At 66.4% G+C, this 24,905-nt stretch carries 22 protein-coding genes; 15 read left to right on the top strand and 7 right to left on the bottom strand.

Annotation, left to right across the window (positions count from 1 at the left end; genetic code table 11):
• Window positions 1-116 precede the first annotated feature (116 nt).
• The 6 genes from AC3A4Z_RS12470 (at window position 117) to AC3A4Z_RS12445 (ending at window position 6,020) form a co-directional block, all read left to right on the top strand.
• The gene (locus AC3A4Z_RS12470) at window positions 117-1,607 is read left to right on the top strand and encodes a four-carbon acid sugar kinase family protein (protein WP_498711817.1); all 1,491 of its coding nucleotides are present in this window, start codon (window positions 117-119) and stop codon (window positions 1,605-1,607) included.
• 83 nt (window positions 1,608-1,690) lie between these two features.
• Window positions 1,691-2,590, top strand: coding sequence for an NAD(P)-dependent oxidoreductase (locus AC3A4Z_RS12465; protein WP_498711816.1), 900 nt, complete (start codon window positions 1,691-1,693; stop codon window positions 2,588-2,590).
• A 201-nt stretch (window positions 2,591-2,791) separates the two neighbouring features.
• Window positions 2,792-4,258, top strand: coding sequence for a GntP family transporter (locus AC3A4Z_RS12460; RefSeq protein ID WP_498711815.1), 1,467 nt, complete (start codon window positions 2,792-2,794; stop codon window positions 4,256-4,258).
• Window positions 4,258-5,109, top strand: coding sequence for a class II fructose-bisphosphate aldolase (locus AC3A4Z_RS12455; RefSeq protein WP_498711814.1), 852 nt, complete (start codon window positions 4,258-4,260; stop codon window positions 5,107-5,109). The genes AC3A4Z_RS12460 and AC3A4Z_RS12455 overlap by 1 nt, the downstream gene beginning before the upstream one ends.
• 33 nt (window positions 5,110-5,142) lie before the next feature.
• Window positions 5,143-5,550 carry a DUF1304 domain-containing protein gene (locus tag AC3A4Z_RS12450; RefSeq protein ID WP_498711813.1) on the top strand — a complete coding sequence of 136 codons (408 nt, stop codon included), beginning with the start codon at window positions 5,143-5,145 and terminating at the stop codon, window positions 5,548-5,550.
• Window positions 5,551-5,666: 116 nt separating this feature from the next.
• Window positions 5,667-6,020, top strand: coding sequence for a GNAT family N-acetyltransferase (locus AC3A4Z_RS12445; RefSeq protein ID WP_050056617.1), 354 nt, complete (start codon window positions 5,667-5,669; stop codon window positions 6,018-6,020).
• Window positions 6,021-6,064: 44 nt separating this feature from the next.
• Here the strand turns inward: AC3A4Z_RS12445 and AC3A4Z_RS12440 are convergent, their stop codons facing one another.
• Window positions 6,065-6,388, bottom strand: a complete 324-nt coding sequence (locus AC3A4Z_RS12440) for a hypothetical protein (RefSeq protein WP_498711812.1) — start codon at window positions 6,386-6,388, stop codon at window positions 6,065-6,067.
• 130 nt (window positions 6,389-6,518) lie between these two features.
• Window positions 6,519-6,899: a hypothetical protein gene (locus AC3A4Z_RS12435; protein ID WP_498711811.1), complete on the bottom strand. Its 381-nt coding sequence runs from the start codon at window positions 6,897-6,899 to the stop codon at window positions 6,519-6,521.
• 286 nt (window positions 6,900-7,185) lie between these two features.
• On the opposite strand from AC3A4Z_RS12435, the gene AC3A4Z_RS12430 reads away from it, so the two are divergent.
• Genes AC3A4Z_RS12430 through AC3A4Z_RS12410 form a run of 5 tightly spaced genes read left to right on the top strand, consistent with a single transcriptional unit; the run spans window position 7,186 to window position 13,447 of the window.
• Window positions 7,186-8,772 (top strand): pyridoxal phosphate-dependent decarboxylase family protein, encoded by a 1,587-nt coding sequence (locus AC3A4Z_RS12430; protein ID WP_498711843.1) that lies wholly within the window; start codon window positions 7,186-7,188, stop codon window positions 8,770-8,772.
• On the top strand, window positions 8,769-10,166 hold the full coding sequence (locus tag AC3A4Z_RS12425) for a lysine N(6)-hydroxylase/L-ornithine N(5)-oxygenase family protein (RefSeq protein ID WP_498711810.1): 1,398 nt from the start codon (window positions 8,769-8,771) through the stop codon (window positions 10,164-10,166). The genes AC3A4Z_RS12430 and AC3A4Z_RS12425 overlap by 4 nt, the downstream gene beginning before the upstream one ends.
• On the top strand, window positions 10,163-10,732 hold the full coding sequence (locus AC3A4Z_RS12420) for a GNAT family N-acetyltransferase (protein WP_498711809.1): 570 nt from the start codon (window positions 10,163-10,165) through the stop codon (window positions 10,730-10,732). The genes AC3A4Z_RS12425 and AC3A4Z_RS12420 overlap by 4 nt, the downstream gene beginning before the upstream one ends.
• 32 nt (window positions 10,733-10,764) lie before the next feature.
• Window positions 10,765-12,588 carry an IucA/IucC family protein gene (locus tag AC3A4Z_RS12415; protein WP_498711842.1) on the top strand — a complete coding sequence of 608 codons (1,824 nt, stop codon included), beginning with the start codon at window positions 10,765-10,767 and terminating at the stop codon, window positions 12,586-12,588.
• Window positions 12,589-12,637: 49 nt separating this feature from the next.
• The gene (locus AC3A4Z_RS12410; RefSeq protein ID WP_498711808.1) at window positions 12,638-13,447 is read left to right on the top strand and encodes an SDR family NAD(P)-dependent oxidoreductase; all 810 of its coding nucleotides are present in this window, start codon (window positions 12,638-12,640) and stop codon (window positions 13,445-13,447) included.
• Here the strand turns inward: AC3A4Z_RS12410 and AC3A4Z_RS12405 are convergent.
• Both AC3A4Z_RS12405 and AC3A4Z_RS12400 read right to left on the bottom strand, forming a co-directional pair.
• Complete coding sequence (locus AC3A4Z_RS12405; RefSeq protein WP_498711807.1) at window positions 13,397-14,488, bottom strand: FUSC family protein; 1,092 nt, start codon at window positions 14,486-14,488, stop codon at window positions 13,397-13,399. The genes AC3A4Z_RS12410 and AC3A4Z_RS12405 overlap by 51 nt on opposite strands.
• 197 nt (window positions 14,489-14,685) lie before the next feature.
• Window positions 14,686-16,296: an MFS transporter gene (locus AC3A4Z_RS12400; RefSeq protein ID WP_498711806.1), complete on the bottom strand. Its 1,611-nt coding sequence runs from the start codon at window positions 16,294-16,296 to the stop codon at window positions 14,686-14,688.
• A 545-nt stretch (window positions 16,297-16,841) separates the two neighbouring features.
• On the opposite strand from AC3A4Z_RS12400, the gene AC3A4Z_RS12395 reads away from it, so the two are divergent.
• Window positions 16,842-17,102 carry a hypothetical protein gene (locus AC3A4Z_RS12395; RefSeq protein WP_498711805.1) on the top strand — a complete coding sequence of 87 codons (261 nt, stop codon included), beginning with the start codon at window positions 16,842-16,844 and terminating at the stop codon, window positions 17,100-17,102.
• A gap of 117 nt (window positions 17,103-17,219) precedes the next feature.
• Here the strand turns inward: AC3A4Z_RS12395 and AC3A4Z_RS12390 are convergent, their stop codons facing one another.
• Window positions 17,220-19,736, bottom strand: coding sequence for an ATP-dependent DNA ligase (locus AC3A4Z_RS12390; protein ID WP_498711804.1), 2,517 nt, complete (start codon window positions 19,734-19,736; stop codon window positions 17,220-17,222).
• Between the two features lie 40 nt (window positions 19,737-19,776).
• Here AC3A4Z_RS12390 and ku point away from each other — a divergent pair, with 40 nt between their 5' ends.
• The 3 genes from ku (at window position 19,777) to AC3A4Z_RS12375 (ending at window position 22,380) form a co-directional block, all read left to right on the top strand.
• Entirely contained in the window at window positions 19,777-20,898 is a 1,122-nt protein-coding gene (gene ku, locus AC3A4Z_RS12385; RefSeq protein ID WP_498711803.1) for a non-homologous end joining protein Ku, read from the top strand.
• A gap of 203 nt (window positions 20,899-21,101) precedes the next feature.
• Window positions 21,102-21,959: a class I SAM-dependent methyltransferase gene (locus tag AC3A4Z_RS12380; RefSeq protein ID WP_498711802.1), complete on the top strand. Its 858-nt coding sequence runs from the start codon at window positions 21,102-21,104 to the stop codon at window positions 21,957-21,959.
• The gene (locus AC3A4Z_RS12375; RefSeq protein WP_498711801.1) at window positions 21,949-22,380 is read left to right on the top strand and encodes an SRPBCC domain-containing protein; all 432 of its coding nucleotides are present in this window, start codon (window positions 21,949-21,951) and stop codon (window positions 22,378-22,380) included. The genes AC3A4Z_RS12380 and AC3A4Z_RS12375 overlap by 11 nt, the downstream gene beginning before the upstream one ends.
• A gap of 113 nt (window positions 22,381-22,493) precedes the next feature.
• On the opposite strand, the gene AC3A4Z_RS12370 is transcribed toward AC3A4Z_RS12375, so the two are convergent.
• Both AC3A4Z_RS12370 and AC3A4Z_RS12365 read right to left on the bottom strand, forming a co-directional pair.
• Entirely contained in the window at window positions 22,494-22,772 is a 279-nt protein-coding gene (locus tag AC3A4Z_RS12370) for an HPr family phosphocarrier protein (protein ID WP_091423580.1), read from the bottom strand.
• Between the two features lie 62 nt (window positions 22,773-22,834).
• Entirely contained in the window at window positions 22,835-24,904 is a 2,070-nt protein-coding gene (locus AC3A4Z_RS12365) for a PTS fructose transporter subunit IIABC (RefSeq protein WP_498711800.1), read from the bottom strand.
• Window position 24,905 lies beyond the last annotated feature (1 nt).

Raw genomic sequence — 24,905 nt, 5'->3', positions numbered from 1 at the left:
AGACAAGTCTACTTGCGCGTCTTTATGTCCTGTGCCACACTGGCATTCAAATGCAAGATGTCAGACATCTTACAGTTCGATCAGGTTCCGAGGACCCATACACAACGGAGTGCACAGTGAAGCTTGAAGCAGACGTTCTGGCCGCCTATCCGGCCGAGGTCCGGATTCCCGCCGCGGCCGTGGCTGACGCCGTGGCTGCCTCCAACGCGGAGACCCCGCGGGTGCTGGTAGTGCTCGACGACGACCCCACCGGAACGCAGTCGGTGGCAGATCTGCCCGTGCTCACCCGCTGGGATGTCGAGGACTTCATCTGGGCCTTCGGCCAGTCCAAGCCGGCCGTCTACGTCCTGACCAACACGCGCAGCCTGGACCCCGCAGAAGCAGCCGCCCGCAACGAGGAAGTGGTCCGCAACGCCCTCGCCGCCGCCGGGTCACCCGCTGAACTGCGCCTCGGTTTCGTCAGCCGCAGCGATTCCACCCTGCGCGGCCACTACCCGCTGGAGCCGGACGTCATCGCCGCCACCGTGGCCGAGGTCAGCGGGGAAAAGACCGACGGCGTGGTGCTGGTTCCAGCCTTCCCCGACGCCGGACGGGTCACCATCGGCGGCGTCCACTACATGCGCGGCACCGGTGAGGCAGCAGGCACCCTCACCCCGGTGTCCGAGACCGAATTCGCGAAGGACGCCACCTTCGGCTTCACCACCTCCGTGATGGCCGACTACGTCCAGGAGAAGTCCCAGGGACGCTTCGCCGCAGACTCCGTGATCGTCCTGGACCTCAACATCATCCGCGCCGGAGCAGCCGCCCAGGATCCTGCCGAGGGTGCACAGACCAGCGCCAACGCCATCGCCGACGCCATTGAAGCGGCTACAGACTCCACCCCCATCGTGGCCGACATCGTCAGCGAAAACGACCTCCGCGCACTGTCCCTGGGCCTGGAAGAAGCCGAACGCCGCGGCAAGAAGCTGCTCTACCGCGTGGGGCCGCCGTTCGGACGCGCCCGCATCGGCCAGGAGATCCGCAAAGAACTCAGCGGCGCCGAAGCCTACGCCGGCAACACCCCGTCCGAGGCAGGCGGCCTCATCGTCGTCGGATCCCATGTTGGCGTCACCACCCGCCAGCTCAAGGCCCTGACCGAACAGCACAGCGCCGCCCGCATCGTGGAGATCGACGTCGAGAAGCTTCTCGGAGCCGACGCTGACGCGCACTTGGACCAGACCGTGGACACCGTCGTCGAGGCCCTCCGCAGCGGCGACGTCATCGTCCACACCAGCCGCCTGCTCATCAAGACCGACGACCCCGCCGAAAGCCTGCGAATCGCACGCACCGTGTCCGCCGCCGTCGTCGCCGTCGTGAACCGCACCCTGAAGACCTTCCCGCCGCGGTTCGTCATCGCCAAGGGCGGCATCACATCCTCGGATGTGGCCGCCCACGGCCTGGAAATCCGCCACGCGATCGTCCGGGGCCCCATGCTGCCGGGCATCGTCTCCCTGTGGGAGCCGGTGGACGGTCCCGCCAAGGGCGTCCCATACATCGTGTTCGCGGGCAACGTGGGCGACGACCAGTCCCTCGCCGACGTCACCCGCAAGCTCAGCAATACCTTCTAGTCCCCACGGCCCCCTGGCCTCCCGGGTGGCGGGCCTGCCCGCCACTAACCCCTAATTCCAGAAAAAATTCAATGGAGAACACCATGACCAGCAACTACACCGTCACCGTCCTGGGCCTCGGCGCCATGGGCCTGCCCATGGCCACCCGCCTTGCGTCCCAGCTGACCGTCCACGGCTTCGACATCGCCGAGCCCCGCCTCAAGCTCGCCGAAGAAGCCGGCATTGCCACCTTCAGCACCGCCCGCGAAGCTGCCAAAGGCGCGGACGCCGTGCTCCTGGCCGTCCGCAACGGCGAACAGCTCAACGACGTCCTCTTCGGCGAGAACGGCGTAGCCTCCGTACTGGAGCCGGGCGCCGTCGTGATCCTCGGCAGCACCGTGGGCACCGAGGCCATCCCCTCCACCGTCGCCAAGCTGGCCGAGTACGGCGTCGAGCTCGTGGACGCCCCCCTGTCCGGCGGCCCCAAGCGCGCCGGCGAAGGCGACCTGCTGATCGTCGTCGGCGCTTCCCCCGAAGCCCGCGAAAAGGCAGCCCCCGCGCTGGAACTCCTGGCCTCCACGTTGACAGTGGTGGGCGACAAGCCCGGCGACGGCCAGGCCCTCAAGACCGTCAACCAGCTCCTCTGCGGCGTTCATATCGCCGCCGCTGCCGAGGCAATGGCCCTCGCCGACGCGCTGGGGCTGGACCAGGCCAAGACCCTCGCGGCCCTTGAGGCCGGTGCCGCCGGTTCGTTTATGCTCTCCAACCGCGGCCCGCGCATCCTTGAGGCCTACAACGAGGAAGGCGCCGAGGTGCTTTCCCGCCTGGACATCTTCGTCAAGGACATGGGCATCGTGGGCAAGGCCACCCGCGCCGCCGGCCTGGCAGCCCCGGTTGCCGCCGCTGCGGAGCAGCTCTACCTCCTGGGCCAGGCCCAGGGCCTCGCCGCCGCCGATGACTCCGCAGTCATCAAGGTGGTCGCCCCCACCAAGCGCACCAACTAGCCCTCCCGCCAGGAGTTTTTGTCCAGATATGCCGACTTAAAGGCCTGTTTGCCCTGCATATCTGGACAAAAACTCCAAAGAAGTACGACGACGGCGGTCCCCCTCCTCCGTCGCCGTACCTCCCAGCGTTCCCCCCCAAGAAAAAACAGCGCCTGATCGCCCGTCTTCTGGAAGACTGGCTCGTCAAAGGAGACACCTGTCATGAATCACCTCATGAGCCCGCTCATAGTGCGGGCGGCTGATGCCCCGGCCATCAAACCCGCAGTGGAGCTCGGAACCCCGCTGCTGCTGACCATCGCAGCCCTCGGCATTGCCGTGCTGCTGGTGATGATCATCCGCTTCAAAATCCAGGCTTTCGTTGCCCTGCTCACGGTCAGCATCATGGTTGCCGTCGCAGCCCAGATCCCGCTCAAGGACGTCTTCACCGTTGTGGCCAACGGCGTGGGCAGCACCATGGGCAAAGTGGCACTCCTGATCGCCCTCGGTGCCGTCCTGGGCCGCATGATCGAAGTGTCCGGCGGAGTCCAGTCGCTCGCCGCCCACTTCACCGAGAAGCTCGGCGCCAAGCGTGTGGCCGTGGCCCTCACCGCCGTCGGCTTCCTGGTGGCCATTCCGGTGTTCTTCGAAGTCGGAATCATCGTGCTGGTCCCCATCGTGTACGCCTTCGCCAAAATCGCCAACGTGCACCCGGTCAAGTTCGGCCTGCCCATGGCCGGCATTATGCTCTCCATCCACGTCGCCGTCCCGCCGCACCCCGGCATCGTGGCAGGCGCCGGCGTTTTCGGCGCCGACATCGGACTCATCACCCTCATCTCGCTGGCCATCTGCGTTCCGCTCGGCTTCCTGTCCTACTGGGTGGCCAGCATCATGAACCGCAAGGATTACGAACTGCTCCCGTCCGTCAAAGCGCAGGTTGAGGAGTTCGGCTCCGACTCACTGGTCAAGGTGGGCCACGACGGCCCCGGTGCTGCAGCCATTGCCCCGCCGCGCCCCGGCCTGATCATCTTCCTCATTGCCGCCCCGATCGTGCAGATCCTGCTCGGCACCCTGGGCACGCTGACCATCCCCAAGGACAACTCCTGGTACGGCCTGGCCGCTTTTGTAGGCAACCCGTTCTTCGCGCTCCTGGTCGCCGTCGCGCTGTCCTTCTTCCTGCTGGCGGTCCGCCGGAACTGGTCGCTGAAGGAAACGGGGGAGATCTTCGAAGGCGCGCTGCCTCCCATCGCCTCCATCCTTATGGTGGTTGCCGCCGGCGGCGTGTTCGGTGAAGTCCTGCGCACCTCCGGAATCGGTGCCGCCCTGTCCCAGACCCTGGACCACCTGGGCCTGCCCGTCATCGCCCTGGGCTTCGTGATTTCCCTGGCACTCCGCGCCGCGCAGGGCTCGGCCACTGTTGCCATCGTCACCACCACCGGCCTGCTGACCTCCGCCGTGATGGAAGGCGGCTACGGCCCGGCCCAGATCGCGGTGATTGTCATCGCCATCGGCTTCGGATCACTGGGCCTGTCCCATGTGACCGACGCCGGCTTCTGGACCGTGGTGCGCTACTACGGCCTCACCGTTTCCGACGGTCTCAGGACCTGGACGGTCCTCACCACCATCCTGGGCCTGGCCGGCTTCGCGCTGACCTTCGTGGCCTGGATCCTGGTGGGAGGGCTGGGCGTCTGATGCGCACCCGACTCGACCACCTGGTCACCTCCGCCCTGCAGCAGGGCTCGGCCGTCCCGGCTTTCACCTGCTACGACTTCACCACCGCGCTGGCAGTGGTGGCGGCTGCGGAGGAATCCGGCCGCGGCGTCATCCTGCTGGTCGCACCCAAAACAGCGGCTACACCTAACGGCCTGCGCCTGATCGGAGCCCTGCGCGGCCTCGCCGACGCCGCATCCGTTCCGGTCGCGGTGCAGCTTGACCACGCCACTGACCTTTCAGTGATGGCCGACGCCGTCGCTGCCGGGGCGGATTCCGTCCTCGCCGACGGTTCCTCCCTCGCCTATGAGGACAACATCGCGCTGGTCCGCGCAGCCCGGGAGCTGCTGGGTCCGGACGTGGTGCTCGAAGCCGAGCTGGGGGGCCTGGCCGGAGACGAGGACCGCGCCTTCGGCGCAGACCAGTCCGGCGTGCCGGTGGCCGGGCTGACGGATTCGGCGCAGGTGGAGGACTTTGTGTCCCGGACCGGCGCGGAACTGCTGGCCGTCGCCGTCGGAAATGTCCACGGCAGGTACAAGGGGGAGCCGCAGCTGCGCTGGGACGTGCTGCAGGACATCGCCGTGCGGACCCATATCCCGCTGGTGCTCCACGGCGCCTCCGGAATTCCTGCCGGGGAGCTGGTGAAGGCGGCCTCCATGAACGTGGGCAAGGTCAACTTCAATACTGAACTACGCACCGGCGTCCTCGCTGCGCTGCAGGAACAGCTGCCTGCCCACCGGTCCGACGGCGAGAACCTCCAGGGTCTCCTGGGGCACTGGAACCAGTCCGCCCGCAGCTTCGCCAGCACCACGCTGGCGACCCTCACCCGCTGACCTTCCCTTGGAGGGGGAGGCTAGGATCAAGCAATGATCCTGGTCTCCCTCCTTTTTGCCTTCCTGGCTGCTGCACTGCACGTCTACATCTTCACCATGGAGTCGGTCACCTGGACCAGGCCGGCCACCTGGAAGCGTTTCGGGGTGGGTTCCCAGGCTGACGCCGAAACCACCAGGCCGCTTGCCTACAACCAGGGCTTCTACAACCTCTTTCTGGCCATCGGGGCTTTGATCGGCGTCGGCTGCGTGGCGCTGGCACCCGGGGGATCGGCGCAATCGGTGGCGGGCTGGACCCTGGTCTTCAGCAGCTGCGGTTCCATGGTCCTGGCTGCGGCGGTCCTGGCCTTGACGGGCAGGAAGTACCTCCGGCCCGCTGCCATCCAGGGCACCCTGCCCCTGCTCGCCGTCGTGCTCGGGATTTTCGCCCTCCTCCTCGCCTGACGTCGGGCCGCTCCTCCGCCCGCAGTGTCCCCTCCTGCGGGGCCACATCCCGGGATGCCCGCAGGAGGGGGCACCCGGGCATTGCCAGCGACGTGAAGTAGTGCCAGTGTCGAACCATGACCGAGAACATGATGTCCACCGAGGATAGGTTCACCCCCGACGTCACGCTGCGGCGCAATGACGCGCAGCACCGCTACGAACTGCTGGTGGGCGGCAAACTTGCCGTCCAGTCCTTCTACCAGGACCTGCCCGGCCATATCGACTTCAGCCACACCGAAACCTCGCCGGACTTTGAAGGCCAGGGCCTGGGAAAGGTCCTCGCCCACTTTGCGCTGGACGACGTTGTGGCAGCAGGAAAGCGGATCATTCCGCATTGCCCGTTCATCGCCGCCTACCTGCGCAAGCACGAGGGCTATGAACAGTGCGTGGACTGGCCGGAACGGCCGGCCAGCACCGGTTTGGGAGCGTGACCCGGCTCCGGTAAGCGTCCGGCATCACAGTGGTGCCGGGCGGGTCAGCTGGCCAGGGCGTGTGCCGCGGCCATGGGGACATCGATGGTGAAGCCGCAGGCGCAGCGGTAGGTGTCAACGGCGGCGGGTGAGGGGCCGGCCGGGGATGCGGCGCCGACGGGAATGACCGTGGCGCCGTCAACGAACACCGGCTGGAAGAGGGGCGTCTCGTCCGGATCCACCCGCTTCATGGGAGTCCGGCAATGCATTTTCGAACTCAACGTCTCCAGCAAACCCAGGTCTGCAGGACGGATGGAGCTTACGGGAGCTCCGCCTTCTGCTGCCGTTTCCATGCGGGCCGCGAGGTGGTCTGGTGTAGCGGTGGTCATGATGTTCGTCCTTGGGCTTCTTACGGTCCTGCCGGCGTTGGCAGCCCGCCGCGATTGCTTGCGGAGGTTCATTTACCCCATAAGCAAAGCATGCTTACTAATCTCGAAACAAATCCGCGTGTTCCCCGGGTCACATTTCCGGCTTCGCGGACGGGCCCTGAGGGGCCTGGGCGCGCTTCCGCTGCCACTGGTGCGCGTGCCAGAACAGCAGTCCGATAATCGCGATGACGCCGCTCAGTGCCGCGTGCGGGGCAAAGGTAAAAACCACAAAAGACAACGGCATGGATCCGGGGGACGGCCCGATCTCAACGCTGGCGTTGAGGAAAGCCCAAACTCCGCCGCCCAGCAGCGTGGCGGCAATCACCCACAAGGCAATGATGAACGGGTTCACGGCGGCAGGAAAGCGCCCGCCGGGCTGATCCTCCGCCACTGCCGCACCGTCCCCGGGGCCCACCGGATTCCCGTCCTGGTCCACTTCCCGGAAGCCCATCATGCCCGCTGACTGCTCCATGTTTCCCCTTGATGGATCTGCAGCCCTCGCCGGCTGACTGTACCCCAACCCTAACTCTCCCGGCGCCGCCCATGACTGGCCGCTCTGAAGACCACGGCAGCGGGGTATTTTGCAGCAGGAGCGGTCTTTACCGCCAGTCAATGACGCCCACGGATAACCAAAACCCGCGAAAATCCGCGGCGGCGGATAAATACATCACGAAAGTTTGATTAAAAGGCTCACCTAAGTAAGGCTTGCCTTTGCAATCTGAGTGAAACGCCAACCCAAAGGATGACCAGTGCCGCTGATGCCCCGCCTTGATGAGTTAGAAGTGGACGAACCGCGAGACCGCCAGGAACCCCCGGGCCAGGATTTTGGCTCGCGGGTGGAACTCGCGCTCGCGGCCAGCAACCACCTGCTCAACGCGCGCAACTCACCCCGCTACGTGGCCCAGGTGCTCCAGGGTGTCACGGCTGTGGCTACCAAACTGGAGCGGACCACCCGGCCGTTCACCGGCGTCGGACCATCAGAGCTGAAGGCCCGCGTGGGAGCGGTGGACCTGGAAACACCCCTGCCGGACACCGCAGCGGCGCTGCAGGAACTCGAAGACGTGTACCTGCGTGACGCCATCTACTTCCACGACGCCAAGTATGCCGCCCACCTCAACTGCCCCGTGGTGATTCCGGCGCTGGTGGGCGAGGCCGTCCTCTCCGCCGTGAACTCCTCGCTGGACACCTGGGACCAGAGCGCGGGGGCCACCATGATCGAGCGCCGCCTCATCGACTGGGCCGCCGCCCGGCTGCACCTCGGCGATGCGGCCGACGGCATCTTCACCTCCGGCGGCAGCCAGTCCAACCTCCAGGCCCTGCTCATTGCCCGCAACCACGCTGTTGCCGGCCTCCGCCAGGACCCGGCACGCAGCGCACTCCGGTTGCCTGCCCTGCTGGACACCCTGCGGATCTTCACCTCGGAGGACAGCCACTTCAGCATCCAGAAGTCGGCCTCCATGCTGGGGTTGGGGTTCGACGCCGTGGTCACCGTGCCATGCACCGCTGACCACCGGATGGACCCGGCCGCCCTCGCCGAAGCCCTGGCGGAAGCGCGCGGCGCCGGCCTGAGCCCCATGGCCGTGGTGGCCACCGCCGGCACCACCGACTTCGGCGCGGTGGACCCGCTCGCCGAGCTCGCCGCACTCGCCGGGGCCTACGGCGCCTGGTTCCACATCGACGCGGCTTACGGCGGCGGCCTGATGGTTTCCGGCCGCTACCGGCACCTCCTGGACGGAACCAGGCTGGCGGACTCAGTCACCGTTGATTTCCACAAGACGTTCTTCCAGCCGGTAAGCTCCAGCGCCCTGCTGGTCCGCGACCGGACCATGCTGCGCCACATCACGTACTACGCCGATTACCTGAACCCGGAAAGCGCCGCCCTCGCCGACATCCCCAACCAGGTGGACAAAAGCATCCAGACCACCCGTCGGTTCGACGCACTGAAGCTGTGGCTCACCCTGCGGATCATGGGCGCTGACGCCATCGGCGCCCTGTTCGATGAGGCCATCGACCTCACCGCACGAGTGGGTACCCTGCTCGCCGCGGATGACGACTTCGAACTCGCCGCACCGCCGCAGCTGTCCACCCTGGTGTTCCGGTACCGTCCGCGCCTGGAGGGCGGTAACCGCCTCCCCGAAGACGCCGCAGATGCCCTCAACCCTGCCATCCGCGCCGCCGTCTTCGCCTCCGGGGAAGCGGTGGTGGCGGGCACAAAGGTGGGCGGCCGCCACTACCTGAAGTTCACCCTCCTCAACGCCGAGGCCACCCTTGAGGACATTGCCCAGATCATCACCCTCCTGCGCCGCACCGGCGCGGGACTGCTGCAGAGCGAGGTATCCGCATGAGCACCGATAGCCGAGCTATGGGCAACAGCAGGATCTACGACTTCGCCGCCGTCGGCGTCGGGCCCTTCAACCTGGGCCTGGCCGCACTTGCCGAGCCGGTGGACGGGCTGGACGGCGTCTTCCTGGAACGCCGGGAATCCTTCGACTGGCACCCCGGCATGATGCTGGAGCCGGCCCACCTCCAGGTCCCCTTTATGGCGGACCTGGTCACCCTGGCCGACCCCACCTCGCCCTACTCCTTCCTGAACTTCCTCAAGCAGACCGGCAGGCTGTACCGCTTCTATATCCGCGAAAATTTCTACCCCCTGCGGGCCGAGTACAACCAGTACTGCCAGTGGGTGGCCGGGCAGCTGCCGAGCGTCCGTTTTGGCACAGCTGTGCTGGATACCACGTACGACGACGGCGTGTACCGGCTGTCCGTCTCAGGCCCCGAAGGGCCGGAGGTACTGCTGGCTCGGCGGCTGGTGCTGGGCACCGGAACCTCCCCGTACGTGCCGGAGGCGGCGGCTGGAATAGTGGCGGACGCCGCTGCCGGCCGCGGGGGAGTGGTCCTGCACAATGCCGAATACCTGGCCCGGAAGGCCGAGCTGCAGCAGCAGCGCAGCATCACCATCCTGGGCAGCGGCCAGAGTGCCGCCGAAATTTACTACGAGCTCCTGCAGGAATCGGACGTCCACGGGTACCAGCTGAACTGGGTGACCCGCTCGGGCCGGTTCTTCCCGCTGGAATACACCAAGCTGACCCTCGAGATGACCTCGCCCGAGTACGTGGACTACTTCCACGGCCTGCCGCAGCACCAGCGCGACCAACTCAACAAGACGCAAAAGAACCTCTACAAGGGCATCAACTCGGACCTGATCGACGCCATCTACGACCTGCTCTACACCAAGAGCATCTCCGGCCTGGTGGACACTCAACTGCTGACCCACTCCACCTTGACCGGCGGCCAGTGGGACCCGGAGACCCGGACCCACACCCTGCACCTGGAGCACGGGGAACAGGGCACGTCCTACACGCTGGACAGTGAAGCGGTGGTGCTTGCCACCGGCTACGGCTACCAGGAACCCGGGTTCCTTGGCGGCATTCAGGACCGCATTGCCCGGGACAGCGCCGGCAGGTTCGCCGTGGACCGGAACTACAGCACCGGTGTGGAACCAGGCGAGATCTTCGTCCAGAACGCCGAGCTGCACACGCATGGGTTCGTCACCCCGGACCTGGGCATGGGCGCCTACCGCAACTCCTGCATCCTCCGCGAAATCACAGGCCGCGAGGTGTACCCCGTGGAGCGGAGTATCGCGTTCCAGCAATTCGGGGCGCCCGCGGACCTCAGCGCATTACCGGACCGCACTGCCCCGGACCTCACTGCGGACCCCGCGGCAGGGGTGCCGGCATGAGCTTCACCTTCCGCTGCCTCGATGCGCAGGCCGACGCAGCGCTCCTCCACAGCTGGGTCACCCGGCCGTACGCCTCGTTCTGGGGCATGCTGTCTGCAAGCGTCGAGGACGTGGTGGCGGAATACACCAGGATCCAGACCAGCGGTCACCACCACGCCCTGCTGGGGCTCGACGACGGCGTCCCCGCCTTCCTGATGGAGGAGTACCTGCCGGAATCCTCGCCGCTGGCGGGCTTGTATGCGGTCCAGCCCGGCGACGTGGGGATGCACCTGCTGGTGGCACCGCCGTCGGACGCTCCCGTGCCGGGCTACACCACCTCAGTGATGGACGCTGTCCTGGACCGGCTGTTCGCCAGACCGGGAGTGGAGCGGATCGTCGTGGAGCCGGATGCCCGGAACACCAAGATCCACGCGCTCAATGAACGGCTGGGGTTCCAGTCTGCCGGCGTGGTGACACTGCCGGACAAAGACGCTCTGCTGAGCTTCTGCAGCCGCACCGATTACCTGGCCGCGCGTGCGGCACTGAACACTCTGTCCACACCCGTCATGCAGGGAGCCTCACTGTGACCGTCCACCTTGATTCCGCACCTGCGCCCGGCATGGATCCGGCTGCTGCCGGCACCCCCAACGCTGCCCCGCACCTCAATGCAGGCCGGTGGGACAACGCCAACCGGCACCTCCTCCGCAAGGCACTCGCCGAGTTCTCCCACGAACGGATCCTTGCCCCCGAGCCCCTGGACGAAAAGGCCGGGAACTACCGGGTCCGCAGCGACGACGGCACGCTGGAGTACCGCTTCACTGCCAGGCTCCTGGAACTGGAGCACTGGTCCATAGACGCCGGGTCCATCCACTGCTTCCGGGAAGGCGCTGAACAACCACTGGACGTACTGGAATTCATCACCGCGTTCCACGGCACCCTGGGCATCAACCTGCAGATGCTCCCGGTGTACCTCGAGGAGGTCAGCAGCACCCTGGCAAGCCACGCGTACAAGCAGTGGGCCGGCCAGCCCCCGGCCGCGGAACTGGCAGCCGGCGTCAGCGGCGGCGTCAACCCGGCCGTAGACTTCCAGGCCATCGAGCGCAGCATGACCGAAGGCCACCCCTGCTTTGTGGCCAACAACGGGCGCCTCGGCTTCGGCATCACCGATTACCACGCCTTCGCGCCGGAGACGGGAGCCCCGGTGCAGCTGGAGTGGATCGCCGTGCACCGGAGCCAGGCAGTGTTCACCGCAACTGCAGGACTGGATTACCGCGCGCACCTGGACGCCGAGCTCGGTTCACTGCTGGGCAGCTTCGACGCCGAACTCCAGGTGCTGGGCCTCGACCCGGACCAGTACTTCCTGATGCCCGTGCACCCGTGGCAGTGGGAGAACAAGCTCACCGTGACGTTCGCGGCCGAGATCGCCCGCCAGCGGATTGTGTACCTGGGTACCGGGAGGGACAGCTACCAGGCGCAGCAGTCCATCCGGACCTTCTTCAACACCACTGCCCCGGAGCGGCACTACGTCAAAACCGCCATGTCCGTGTTGAACATGGGCTTTATGCGCGGACTGTCGCCGCAGTACATGAAGGCCACGCCGGCGATCAATGACTGGCTGCGGAACCTGATCGAATCCGATGGTGCCCTCCAAAGCCGGGGGTTCACCATGATCGGCGAACTCGCCGCAATCGGCTACCACAACGGATACTACGAGGCCGCCTCCGCCAAGGGTTCGCCCTACCGGAAGATGCTCTCCGCCCTGTGGCGCGAAAGCCCGCTTCCGCTGCTGCAGGAAGGCCAGCAGCTGGCCACCATGGCCTCGCTGCTGCACGTGGATGCCGAAGGAAAGCCGATGGTTTCGGCGCTGATCGAGCGGTCCGGGCTGGCGCCGGTGGAGTGGCTCCGGCGGTACTTCGAGGCCTACCTGGTCCCGTTGGTGCACTGCCTGTTCAACTATGAGCTGGCCTTTATGCCGCACGGTGAGAACGTGATCCTCGTCCTCGAAGACGGGGTGCCGGTGCGGGCCGTCATGAAGGACATCGCCGAGGAGATTGTGGTGATGGGGGACCGGCTGGACCTTCCCGGGGAGGTGTCCCGGATCAAGGCGGACATCCCGGACGGGGAGAAGGTGCTGGCGGTCTTCACGGATATCTTCGACTGCATCTTCCGCTTCCTGGCCGCACTCCTGGCGGAGGACGGCAAGGTCAGCCAGGAGGAGTTCTGGCGGACCGCTGCCGCCAGCATCCGCGACTACCAGGGGCAGCACCCGGAACTCGTCGACCAGTTTGCGCGCCACGACCTGTTTGCGGAGGATTTCGAGCTGTCCTGCCTGAACCGGCTCCAGCTCCGTAACAACCAGCAGATGCTGGACCTGGCTGATCCCTCCGGCGGGCTCCAAATGGCCGGCCGCCTCGCGAACCCGCTGGCGAGGTTAGCTGGGTAAAACAACGGGAAGAAGGACTGGCGGAAAGGTGCAGGGCTAGGCTGGCACCATGACGCCAGATATTTCCGGACCTACTTCGATTTCCGGAACTACGGCCCTGGTCACCGGGGCAAGTGCAGGCCTGGGCGCCGAGTTCGCACGCCAGCTCGCTGCCCAGGGCTGCAACCTGGTGCTGGTGGCGCGGGACCGGGCCCGCCTCGAGGAAGCAGCGGCGGGCCTGGAACGGCGCTACGGAATCACGGCTGAGGCGCTTCCCGCGGACCTGACGGACGACGCAGACGTTGCCGCCGTCGTCGGACGCTTGTCCGATCCCCGGCGGCCGGTGGGAATCCTGGTCAACAACGCAGGCATCGGGCTGCTGCACAACTTCGAGGACAACCCCGTCTCCGAGGAGAAACTGCACCTGAAGCTGCATGTGGAAACGTCCATGGTCCTGGCGCATGCCGCCCTCAAGGGCATGCTGGACCGTGGCGAGGGGCGGATCATCAACGTGGCCAGCATCGCCGCGTTCCTGCCGCGGGGCACGTATTCCGCGGCGAAGGCGTGGATGGTGAGCTTCAGCCGGTGGGCCAACCTCGCCTACGGCGCGCGGGGAGTGAGAGTCACGGCGGTCTGCCCGGGCTTTGTCCACACCGAATTCCACGACCGCATGGGCATGGACAAGTCCGTGGTTCCGTCGTGGACCTGGCTTCGTCCGGGGCGCGTGGTCCGGGAGGGGCTGGCGGACAATGCCCGGGGCAAAGCCGTTTCCATCCCCACCAAGCGCTACAAACTGGTTGCTGCGCTGGCGCGGATAGCCCCGGCGAAGCTAGTGGCGGGCCCGCCGCGGAAGCCCGATGAGGGCAGCAACCGTCCGTGATTTTGCCCGCCGCACCGCAACCACCACTGCGATGCCCACCAGCGCGCCCACCAGGGTCTCCACGCCGCGTTCCAGGATCAGGACCGCGGGGTCGATGGGGGCGGCGAGCTGGGTCATCAGCAGGATCACCGGGGTGAAGGAAACCATCGCCAGGCCGTAGTGGCGGGCCATAAACAGCTCCGTGGTGAACTGGAACAGGATCACCAGGAGGGCCAGCAGCACGGCTTGCTGCCCGGGAAACAGGCCCGCCAGGGTCCACGGTCCGGGAAGAAGGACGACGGCGGTGACGGCCAACCCTACAAACGTCCCGACGATGCGGTGGATGCCCCGCCGGACGCTGCTGGGCAGGTCGGCGCCGGCCAGGGGAACGGCTGCGGCGGCCATTGCCCAGTGCGGGTGGCCGCTGCCGCTGAGGACCCCCACGGTACCGGCGGCTCCAACGGCGAGCACGTACCGGGTGGCGTGCACCAGCAGCTCGCGCTGGCCGGCGGGCTGCAGGGCCGCCGCGGTCCGGGCGGCACCCGGCTGCCAGGATCTGTGCCGGATCCAGCCGCCGAAACCCACCAGCAGGGAAAACGCAGCTGAGCCGGCCGCAATGAGCAGGGCCAGGTACCAGGGACCGGGCACGGGGACCGAGGCGCAGGCTCCCAGCGCCAGGATGCCAAAGAACGGCCCGTTCGGCTTGAGCCGCACCCTGTCGGCGAAGACCGATCCGACGCCGGCCAGGACCGCTTCCACGGCGACAAGCCACCAGGACTGGAGGTGGTTGACGGACAGCAGGAGGCCTGCAGTTACGCCGCCCAACAGGACCACCGCGGCCTGGCACTGGTGCAGGAAGCGGAGCTGGTGCGGTTCCGAGCGGCCGTACATCCCGGTCAGGGCGCCGAAGACGGCGTACATAATGAGGTCGGTCCGGCCCGCGGCCAAGAGGAGGAGCGAGGGGACTGCGACGCTGATGGCCACGCGCAGGGCGGCGAGGTGGTCGCGGTTTGCCGGCTCCAGCCGGTGGAGTGCGCGCATCTGCTCCATCAGAAGCCTCATGCCGCACCGTCCCTGCCTATATCCCGGATCCCCTTCAGGGTCCCTTTGAAAAGTATCATCGGGCGCCGCCTGCAGGCATTTCTTGACGTGTCCGGGGAAACAAAACGACACCGGAGCGGCACGGCAAAGGCCCGCCCCGCGCGCTTTTGTGGAAGCGGCGCTGGACGGGCCCTGGGAGCGTGGGCTGCTGGTGGCCGCTAGACCTGGGCGGGAACCTTTTCGGACTTTGAATCGGTGATGTCCTGGGTCTCGAACGGGAGCTCGTCCAGGTCGATCAGCGGGTTCTCGTCCTGGGTGGCCACCAGTTCGCGGGCCTCAGCCTGGGTGTCCACGCTGGGCATGGAGCCGGGCAGGGGCCGCTGGGCCGATTCCTTCAGGAAGTAAATGGCGACGGCGCCCACCAGTGAGGTGCCCATGAGGTAGTAGGCGGGCATCATGTCGTTGCCGGTGGCGCTGATCAGGGCTGCCACGATGAATGGCGTGGTGCCGCCGAAGATGGCCACCGAGAAGTTGTAGGCGATACCCATGGCGCCGTAGCGGCTGGACGTGGGGAACTGGGCCGGGAGGGCCGAGGCCAGGTTGGCCACGTAGAACGTCACCGGGAACGCGATGAGCGCAAGGCCGGACAGCGTGGACCAGATCTCGCCGACGCCGATCAGCATAAAGGCCGGGGCGGCCAGGACAACCGTGCTCAACGCACCGATCCACAGCACGGGCCGGCGGCCGATCCGGTCGGACAGCTTGCCGGTCAGCGGGATGCAGAGGCTCATCACTACCAGGACGGGGATGGTCAGCAGGGTGCCGTGCACCTCGTCGTAGCCCTTGGACTCGGTGAGGTAGGTGGGCATGTAGGACGTCAGCGCATAGCCGGCGGTGTTGGCGGCGGCCACCAGGACCATCGCCACAATGATCGAGCGCCAGTAGGCCTTCACGATTCCCACCGGGCCCTTTGCCGTTGCCTCGTCCGAAGCGGCGGCGTGCTTGGCGAGGTCCTCCTGCGCGTCCAGGGTTGCCTGGAATTGCGGGGATTCCTCGATCTTGCTCCGGAAGTAGATGGCGATCAGGCCCATCGGACCGGCCACCAGGAACGGGATGCGCCAGCCCCACTCTTCCATCACACTCTGGCCCAGGGTCAGCTGCAGCACGGAGACCAGGGCGGCGCCGAGGGCGAAGCCGAAGTAGCTGCCCATATCCAGGAAGCTGGCGAAGAAGCCGCGGCGCTTGTCCGGGGCGTACTCGCTGACGAAGGTGGTGGCGCCGGCGTATTCACCGCCGGTGGAGAAGCCTTGGACGATCTTCAGCAGGACCAGCAGGGCTGCGGCCCACAGGCCAATCTGCGCGTAGCCGGGGAGGAGTCCGATGGCAAAAGTGCTTGCCGCCATGATCATCAAAGTGGTGGCGAGGATCTTCTGCCGGCCCACCTTGTCGCCAAGCCAGCCGAAGATCACGCCGCCGAGCGGGCGGGCGATAAACGTTGCGGCGAAGGTTCCGAGCAGGAACAGGGTTTGGGTGGTGGGATCTGATTCCGGCAGGAAGACCGGCCCCATGGTGGTGATGAGGTAGCCGAAAACGCCTACGTCGTACCATTCCATGGTGTTGCCCACGATGGTTCCGCCCAGTGCTTTCTTGAGCATGGGCTGGTTCACCACGTTGACGTCCGATTCCTTGAGCCGGCGGCGCCCCAGTTTTATGGGCTTCCGTGGTGCTTTGGCAGCCGCGGGTGGGGTGCCGGAGGGTGTTGCTGGGTTGGTTCCGGAGGCGCTGTAGGTGCCTGCGGAAGAGTCGGTGATGCTTCGGTCTGTGGGCATTTGGGCAACTCCTGTGGAGGTCATTTGCTTGCGACTTGTAGCTGCCCCGCTCCGGGCAGGCCTTCAATTTTACGCGAAACCCATGGCGCCCGCCCGTTTTATGCCGTAGGATCAACCCTTTTCGGCACCTTTCAGGACGGTTTGGCCCATCTCTTTTTCCTGCTTTTCCCGCGCCAGCACAGGGATCGGCGCCGCAGCGCGCAATCGTTACCGAATTTTTTCGCGAGTACGACGGCGGCCGCCTCTTTTGGCACGCTCCCGGCGGCTAATCGTGACGGCCGCCACGGTTTTCCGGACCACTTTGAAAGGCCGTCCGGACCGCATGCAGGGCCGGCGTCGTCCCTTGCTCATGGCGCCTCTCATCCCGACGGTCCTTAAGGGGGTTCACAGGTGCCCGGCGCTTCCCTAAGGTTGTGCCATGGGAACACTTTTTTAGAGGCGGGCGGATGCCTGCGGCCAGGCCATTGCCGGCCACCCATCGCGATTAAGGCCCCGGCGGCCTCACTTTTGGTAATACTTCGTTTCATTGTGGAAAGGAAGAACAGATGGCTGACGACATCACTGGAAAGAAACTGGCGCCGGAGGTGGCCGACCACCTGGCGCAGGCAATGAAAGCCCCGGACATGCCCGGGGCTGCAGCTCCGATCGCCCCGACGGGGATAGGTGCAGCGGGCTCCTGGCCCGATGGCAACGGGAAGCGGCGGCACCCCAAGGAACGCGGATCCGGCCACGGCCGCATGGGGCAGGGGGCAGCCGTGACGGCGGTCCACCGCACCAGCCGGCCGCAGATGCCGCACTCGTCCTAGGGCTTCTTTAGAACGAGACTGTCCACACTGAAAGTACTGGCGACCCCTTATATCGGGGTCGCCAGTACTTTGTGTGTCCCATCTGATTGCGCGTCCTGATTGCAGCAGCAGTTCCGCTCAGGCTTCCGGCACAACCTCCGACGGTTCTTTGTCCAGCCGCCAACCGCGCCACACCGGGTGCCGGAGCCGCCCGGTTCCGGTCCATTCGCTGTACGTCACCTCTCCCACCAGCTGGGGACTCACCCAGCGGGCATCGGCTGCATCTTCACGCGGCACATCCTCGAAGGGCGACGTTTTTCTCGCCAGCCGGTCCACTGTCTGCCGGAGCTCAGTGAGCTCGCGCCAGCTGAAGCCGCTGCCCACCCGGCCCACGTACCGCAGGTTCCGCCCGTCCGGGATGCCCACCAGCAGCGACCCCACGGACCCCTCGCGGGCGCCCTTGCCGGGCCGCCAGCCGCCCACCACCACCTCCTGGGTCTGGTCGAGCTTGAGCTTGATCCAGGTGCGGGTCCGCTGTCCCGTGACATACCGGCCGTCGGTGCGTTTGGCCATCACTCCTTCGAGGCCCAGTTCCTGTGCGCTCTCAAGGATGTCCTCCACCCGTTCCTTAAGGACCAGGGACAGGTCCACCGGGCAGTCCGACGCCGTGAAAAACTGCTCCAGCCGGTTGCGCCGCTTGGCGAGGGGCAGCGCGCGGAGGTCCGTGCCGCCGTCGTACAGCAGGTCGAAAAGCATCAGCCGCACGGGGATGGCCTTGCGTGCTTTGGCGACGTCGGCGGGCCGGGTGAGCTTCATGCGGCCCTGGAGCAGGCCGAAGTCAGGCCGGCCGGAAGGTCCGACGGCGATAATCTCGCCGTCAGCCACGAAAGGCTGGGGCGGCCAGCAGTCCCGGTCAGTGAACTCCGGGTACGTCCTGGTGACGTCGTTCCCGTTGCGGCTGAAGATGCGGATGGTTTCCTCGTCGGCCACGAGGATGGCGCGCACCCCGTCCCACTTCAGCTCGAACTGCCAGTTGCTGCCCGGCAGGTCCGCGGTGGTCCCGGACGTGGCCATCATCGGACTGAAGTCCTCCGGTGATATTGGAGCGGCGGCCGGGGCATCCTCAGCTTGCCCTTGCTCTGCCGCTTCCTCCGGCTCGTTGGCTCCGTCCTCCGCCTCCTCCGGTTCCTCCGGTTCATCCCTTTCCTCCGGCACGGCGGCAGCACGGTGCCGTGTGCTTGGCCGGTCTTTGTCCATGAGATGGATCAGCCATTGGCCTTCGGCGTCCTTGCCCTGGCCGCGGCCGGTGTGGATAAGTGCCACCTTTTTCGTCCCGCCCAGGCCGCCGCCTTCGGAACCGTGCAGGGTAACGATGACCTCCCTGCCGTTGATCCACTTGTGCAGTTCATAGGTGCCGTGGTCCCAGATGGTCATTTCGCCGGCACCGTATTCGCCTTTGGGGATGGTCCCGTGAAAGGTGAGGTAGTCCATCGGATGATCCTCGGTCTGGACCGCCAGGTGGTTCTTGCCCCCGCTTTCAGGGACGCCTTTCGGCAAAGCCCAGGACACCAGGACGCCGTCGTGCTCAAGCCGGAGGTCGAAGTGGAGCCGGCTGGCGTGGTGCTCCTGGATGACAAACGCGTCCCCGCTGCCGGCCATGCCGCTGAATGGTTCCGGGGTGGCGTTGGGGTCACGCATGGAGCGGTACTTGCCCAGGCGCGGGTCGGCGTCGTGATGCCTGTCCGGTACGTCCAGGCTTTGGTTTGAGGCGCGGACGACGGCGGCGAACGGGTCAATGCCTTCCTGCACCCGGCGCAGCACGGCCTGGTAGTCCAGGTGCTCCAGGCCCGGAGAGCTGATTTCCTCCCACGTCCGCGGCGCGGCCGCCATCGGGGTGGGGCGGCCCCTCAGTGAATAGGGCACGATGGTGGTTTTCGCCGCGTTGTTCTGGCTCCAGTCCACCAGCACCTTGCCCTTGCGCAGCGTCTTTTTCATGTCGCTGACGGCCAGGTCCGGGTGGTCGGCTTCCAGTGCGCGGGCCAGCTCCCGGGCGAACGCGGAGATCTGGTCGGAGGTTTGGCTCCGGTCCAGGGCGGCGTACAGGTGGATTCCTTTGCTGCCGCTGGTCACCGGGACCGGGTCCAGGCCCACATCCTCGAGGATGCCGCGCGCCAGCAACGCCACTTCCACACACTCCTCAAGCCCGGCCCCTACACCGGGATCGAGGTCCAGGACCAGCCGGTCCGGGTTCAGCTGGTTGCCGTGCGAATCCACCTGCCACTGGGGAACGTGGATTTCCAGGGAATTGATCTGACCGAACCAGGTGAGTGTGGCGGGGTCGTTCACCATGGGGTAGTGGATGGTCCGGTCCTTGTGGGTGATGGCGGCGCGGGGGAGCCAGCCCGGGGCTGAGTCCTCAAGGTTCTTCTGGAAAAAGACCTCGCCGGGCTTCTCCTCGGTTCCGACGCCGTTGACCCACCTTTTCCTCGTGGCGGGCCTGTTGGCCGCGGCGGGGATCAGGACGTGTGCCACGGCGGCGTAGTACGCCAGGATGTCTGCCTTGGTGGTGCCGGTCTCCGGATAGATGACTTTGCCCAGGTTGGTGAGGGTCAATTCCCGGCCTGCAACCCGGACACGCTCCTTAGCGGCGGCCACAGGTCTTCACCTCCGGCGCTGCGTGCTGTTGACTTAGGGAATGAGAGCCATCTGGAAAGGTGCCATCGCGTTTGGCCTGGTCAACGTCCCCGTAAAGGTCTACAGCGCAACCGAAGATCATGACATCAGTCTGCACCAGGTCCACAATGCCGACGGCGGCAGGATCAGGTACCAGCGCAGGTGCGAGGTCTGCAGCCAGGTCATCGATTACTCGGACATCGAGAAGGCCTACGAGGAGGACGGCAAGACCGTTGTCCTCTCCAAGGATGAGCTCAAGGCCATTCCTGCCGAGAACAGCCACGAGATTGAAGTGGTGCAGTTCGTCCCCTCCGAGCAGCTTGAACCGATGATGTTCGAGAAGAGCTACTACCTCGAGCCGGACTCCAAGTCGCCCAAAGCCTACGTGCTGCTCCGCCGTGCGCTGGAGGACACGGACCGGGTGGCGATCGTCCAGTTCGCGTTGCGCGAGAAGACGCGGCTTGGCGCGCTGCGGATCAAGGACGACGTCCTGGTGCTGCAGTCCCTGCTCTGGCCGGACGAGGTGCGCGAAGCCAACTTCCCGTCCCTGGATGTATCCATCAAGATCTCCCCCCAGGAACGCGACATGTCCGCGGCCCTGGTGGAGTCCATGGCAGCTGATTTCGATCCCGAGCACTTCACGGACGACTACCAGGTCCAGCTGCGCCAACTCATCGAGGCCAAGCTCGAGCAGGGCGACGCGCTGGACACGGATGAAACCTTTGGGGTGGAAGCCGGTGAAGGCGGCAAGGGCGAAGTCATCGACCTGATGGAGGCGCTGAAGCGGAGCCTGGACCGGAAACGCGGCGGCGGGTCCGGAGCCGCTGCCGGCGGTTCCGGGGAGGAGGCCGCGGAATCCGGCGACGACGAGGAAGAGAGCAAGCCTGCGCCCAAGCGGGCCACGGCCGGCAAGACGGCGGCCGCCAAGTCTGACGGGACCAAATCCACGGCAGCCAAGTCCACGGCAGCCAAGTCCGGCACGGGAAAGACCGCCACCAGGTCCGCAGCGGCGAAAGCGGCGGACACGAAGACCAGTGCAGCCAAGACCACGGCCAAGTCCACGGCGAGCAAAACTGCCGATAAACCTGCCGCGAAAACCGCCGCCGGCAAGGCAACGGGCACCAGGGCGCGCAAGCCGGCGTGATGCTCGTGGGCTTGCCGGGGGCGCCGCTTGGGGAAATGCCATGCCTACGAAACTACTAAGCTTGCTTGCTTTTAGATAGTCGTTGTACAAACGCTCTTTACAGCGGCGGCAGGCGCGTCCACAATGAGTCGCATCGCAGCCTCCGCTGTGCATGCGGCGTGCTGTTGACTCACTGGGAACCATCGCAGTAGGGAGGCGCAGCCATGGATGACCAGGCTGATGTTCTGGAGGCGGACCGGGCGCTGAAGCAAAAACACCGGGCCATGTGGGCGTCAGGGGATTACGCCGCGCTGGCGGATGAGATGCTCCTGGAACTGGGTGCCGTCCTGGTGGAAGCCTGCGGCATCAACGCGCGGCAACGGGTCCTGGACATTGCGGCCGGGACAGGCAACGCTGCCATTCCGGCTGCAATGATGGGCGCCAAAGTGGTGGCCAGCGACCTCACCCCCGAGCTCTTCGAGGCGGGGCGCCGGGAGGCCGCCAACCGGGGCGTCAGCCTGGAGTGGCAGGAAGGCGACGCCGAGGCCCTGCCTTTCGGCGATGCGGAGTTTGACGCGGTGATGTCCTGCATCGGCGTGATGTTTGCCCCGCACCACCAGGCGGCTGCCGACGAACTGCTGCGGGTCTGCAAGCCCGGCGGCTCCATCGGGCTCCTGAGCTGGACGCCGGAAGGATTCATCGGGCAGATGTTTGCCACCATGAAGCCCTTCGCTCCGCCGCCCCCGCCGGGCGCGCAGCCCGCGCCGCTGTGGGGGAGTGAGGAGCATGTCCGTGAACTGCTGGGGGACAGGATTACCGACGTCCGTACACGCAAACAGTCACTGGCCGTGAGGAGTTTTCACCAGCCCGCGGACTTCGTCCGCTACTTCAAGTCCCACTACGGGCCCACAATCTCCGTGTACAAGTTCATCGCGGAGGATCCGGACAAGGTCAAAGAGCTGGACAGGGCGCTGACCGAACTGGCCGAGTCCTTCGGCGATGCGCACGGCGATTCCCCGTTCCAGATGGAATGGGAGTACCTGCTGTTCACGGCAAAGAAGGCCAAGGGTAATGCCGGATGACTTTGTGGCGGAATCGTCCGCCACCATCGAGGCCCCGCCCGGCCGGGTGTGGGAAGTCATTACGGACCCAGCCGCCACGAAGGAATTCATGTTTGGTGCCGAGCTCGCCACGGACTGGAGTGTGGGCGGGCCCATCACCTGGCGGGGCAGCTGGGAAGGCAAGGAGTATGAGGACAAGGGAGTGATCCTCGCCGTGGAGCCCGGCCGGCGGCTGGTGTACACCCACTTCAGCCCGCTGGGCGGCCAGGAGGACAAGCCGGAGAACTACCACACGCTGACCTGGACGCTGCAGGACCAGGGCGGCCGGACGCTGCTGACGCTGGCCCAGGACAACAACCCCACAGCGGAGGCGGCCGAGCATTCACAGGGCATGTGGGACCGGCTGGTGGCGGACGTCAAGAGACTCTCCGAGCGCACCTGAACCATCCAGTAGGGGAGGGGAGCGCTTAAACGCGGCGGCCGCCGTCGGACACCTCCCGGGGAAGGGAAAGTCCGACGGCGGCCGTACGCTCTGCTGCCAGGGCAGCGAGGCTGCTACTCGGCGTCGTGGTCCGTTTCGAGGATCTGGACCAGGTGGTCCAGGGCAGTCTCAGCGCCGTCGCCCTCGGCCCGGAGGACCACCACGTCGCCGTGGGAGGCGCCCAGGCTCATGAGGGACAGGATGCTGGCTGCGTCCATCGCCTCGTCGGCCGGCTCGCCTTCGCGGGCAATGGTGATGTCCAGGTCGTACTCTCCTGCTGCCTCGGCAAAGATGGCGGCGGGGCGGGCGTGCAGGCCCACGCGGCTGGCGACTGTTGCTGTGCGTTCTGGCATTTTTGCTCCTTTGTCTTCCGGCGGGCTGGTATGCCGGAGTTGAGGTAGTGGGTGGGGCAGGGTCAGACGGTTGCTGGAACGGTCTCCACCGTAGCAGCGCTCTTCGGGGCTGCCCAGCGCTTAAGGGCCACCACGGCCAGCGCGCTGACGATGGTTCCGGCGATGATCGACAGGACGAACATCAGCAGGTTGCCGATGGCGAAGAACACAAAGATCCCGCCGTGCGGCGCCTGCGACGTGACGCCGAAAGCCATGGAGAGTGCGCCGGTGAGGGCACCGCCCAGCATGCTTGCAGGGATGACGCGCAGCGGATCGGCTGCGGCGAACGGGATGGCGCCTTCGGAGATGAAGGATGCACCCAGCAGCCAGGCGGCCTTGCCGTTTTCGCGCTCGGCCAGGCTGAAGAGCTTCCGGTCCAGGACGGTGGCCAGGGCCATGGCCAGCGGGGGAACCATGCCTGCGGCCATTACGGTTGCCATGATCTGCCACGGCGCCTGGTTGGTGGCGCTGCCTGCGCTGAGGCCCGCCACGGCGAAGGCGTAGGCCACCTTGTTCACGGGGCCGCCCAGGTCGAAGCACATCATGAGGCCGAGGATGACGCCCAGGACCACGGCGGAGGTACCGGTCATGCCGGTGAGCCAGCCGTTGAGTGCGTTGGTAAGGCCGGCGATGGGTCCGCCGAGCACCAGGAACATCAGGCCGGAGGCGACGATGGAGGCGAGCAGCGGGATGATAACAACGGGCATCAGGCCGCGCAGCCAGCGCGGTACCTGCCAGGTGCCGATGAGGTGCGCGATGTAGCCGGCCAGCAGGCCGCCCACAATGCCGCCGAGGAACCCGGCGCCCATGAAGCCGGACACTGCACCGGCAACGAAGCCGGGGGCGATGCCGGGCCGGTCAGCGATGGCGTAGGCGATGTAGCCTGCCAGCGCAGGGACAAGGAAGCCCATGGACAGGGCGCCGATCTTGAACAGGACCGCGCCGAGGTAGATGGCCAGGCCGCCCTCGGGGAGGTTCCCGAAGTTGTTGGCCAGGACCACGTCATCTGCCACTTCGGTGATCTTGTAGCCGCCGAGCAGGAAGCCCAGGGCGATCAGCAGGCCGCCGCCGGCCACAAACGGAATCATGTAGCTGACACCGGTGAGCAGGGCGCGCTTCAGCTTCTGGCCGATGTGCTCTCCCTTTTCATCCGCCTCGTGCTCAGCCTGCTCTTCAGCCCCGAAGTGCGGGACCCGGCGTGCGTGCGGGTTGTCAGCCGCGGCCAGGGCCTCCTGGACCATCTTGGCCGGCTCGTCGATGCCGCGCTTGACCGGAGCGTTGATAACGGGCTTGCCGGCGAAGCGTTCCTTGCCGCGTACGTCCACGTCCACGGCGAAGATGACGGCGTCGGCGGCCGCGATGACAGCGGGATCCAGCGGCTTGGCGCCGGAGGAACCCTGCGTCTCCACCTGCAGGTCGACGCCGGCCTCCTGGGCGGCTGCCACCAGGGAGTCAGCTGCCATGTAGGTGTGGGCGATACCGGTGGGGCATGCGGTCACGGCCACGAGGCGTTTGGGCCGTGAGCCTGCCGAAGCTTCGGCGGTTGAGCTGGCGGAAACCGGGCCTACCGAAGTAGCGCCTGCCGAAGCACCCGCGGTACCGGCCGCAACGCCCGCGGGAGCGGCGGCATGGGCGGCGGGCTTGTCAGCCAGTGCCCCGTCCACCAGTTCCACGATCTCTTCGCGGGAGGAGGCGTTGCGCAGGGCTGCGGTGAAGTCCTTTTTGATCAGGGACCTGGCGAGCTTGGACAGCAGCTTCAGGTGCGCCTGGTCCGCGCCGTCGGGGGCGGCGATGAAGAAGACCAGGTCTGCCGGTCCGTCCTTGGCGCCGAAGTCCACCTTGGGGTCAAGGCGGGCCATGGCCAGGGTGGGTTCGATCACGGCGGCGGAGCGGCAGTGCGGGATGGCGATGCCGCCGGGGATGCCCGTGGCGGTTTTCTGCTCGCGGGCGAAGGCGTCTGCGAAGAGGCCTTCAACTTCTGATGCGCGTCCGGTGGCAGCTACTTTGCTTGCCAGGTGCCGGATCACCGTCTCGGGGGAGTTGCCCAGGTTCTGGTCGAGCTCGACCAGTTCCGTGGTGATGAGCTGGGTCACT

This window comes from Arthrobacter sp. Soil_C_49, assembly GCF_057656635.1.
The sequence above is the reverse complement of the archived record's forward strand: the minus strand, read 5'-3'. Positions and strand labels throughout refer to the sequence as shown.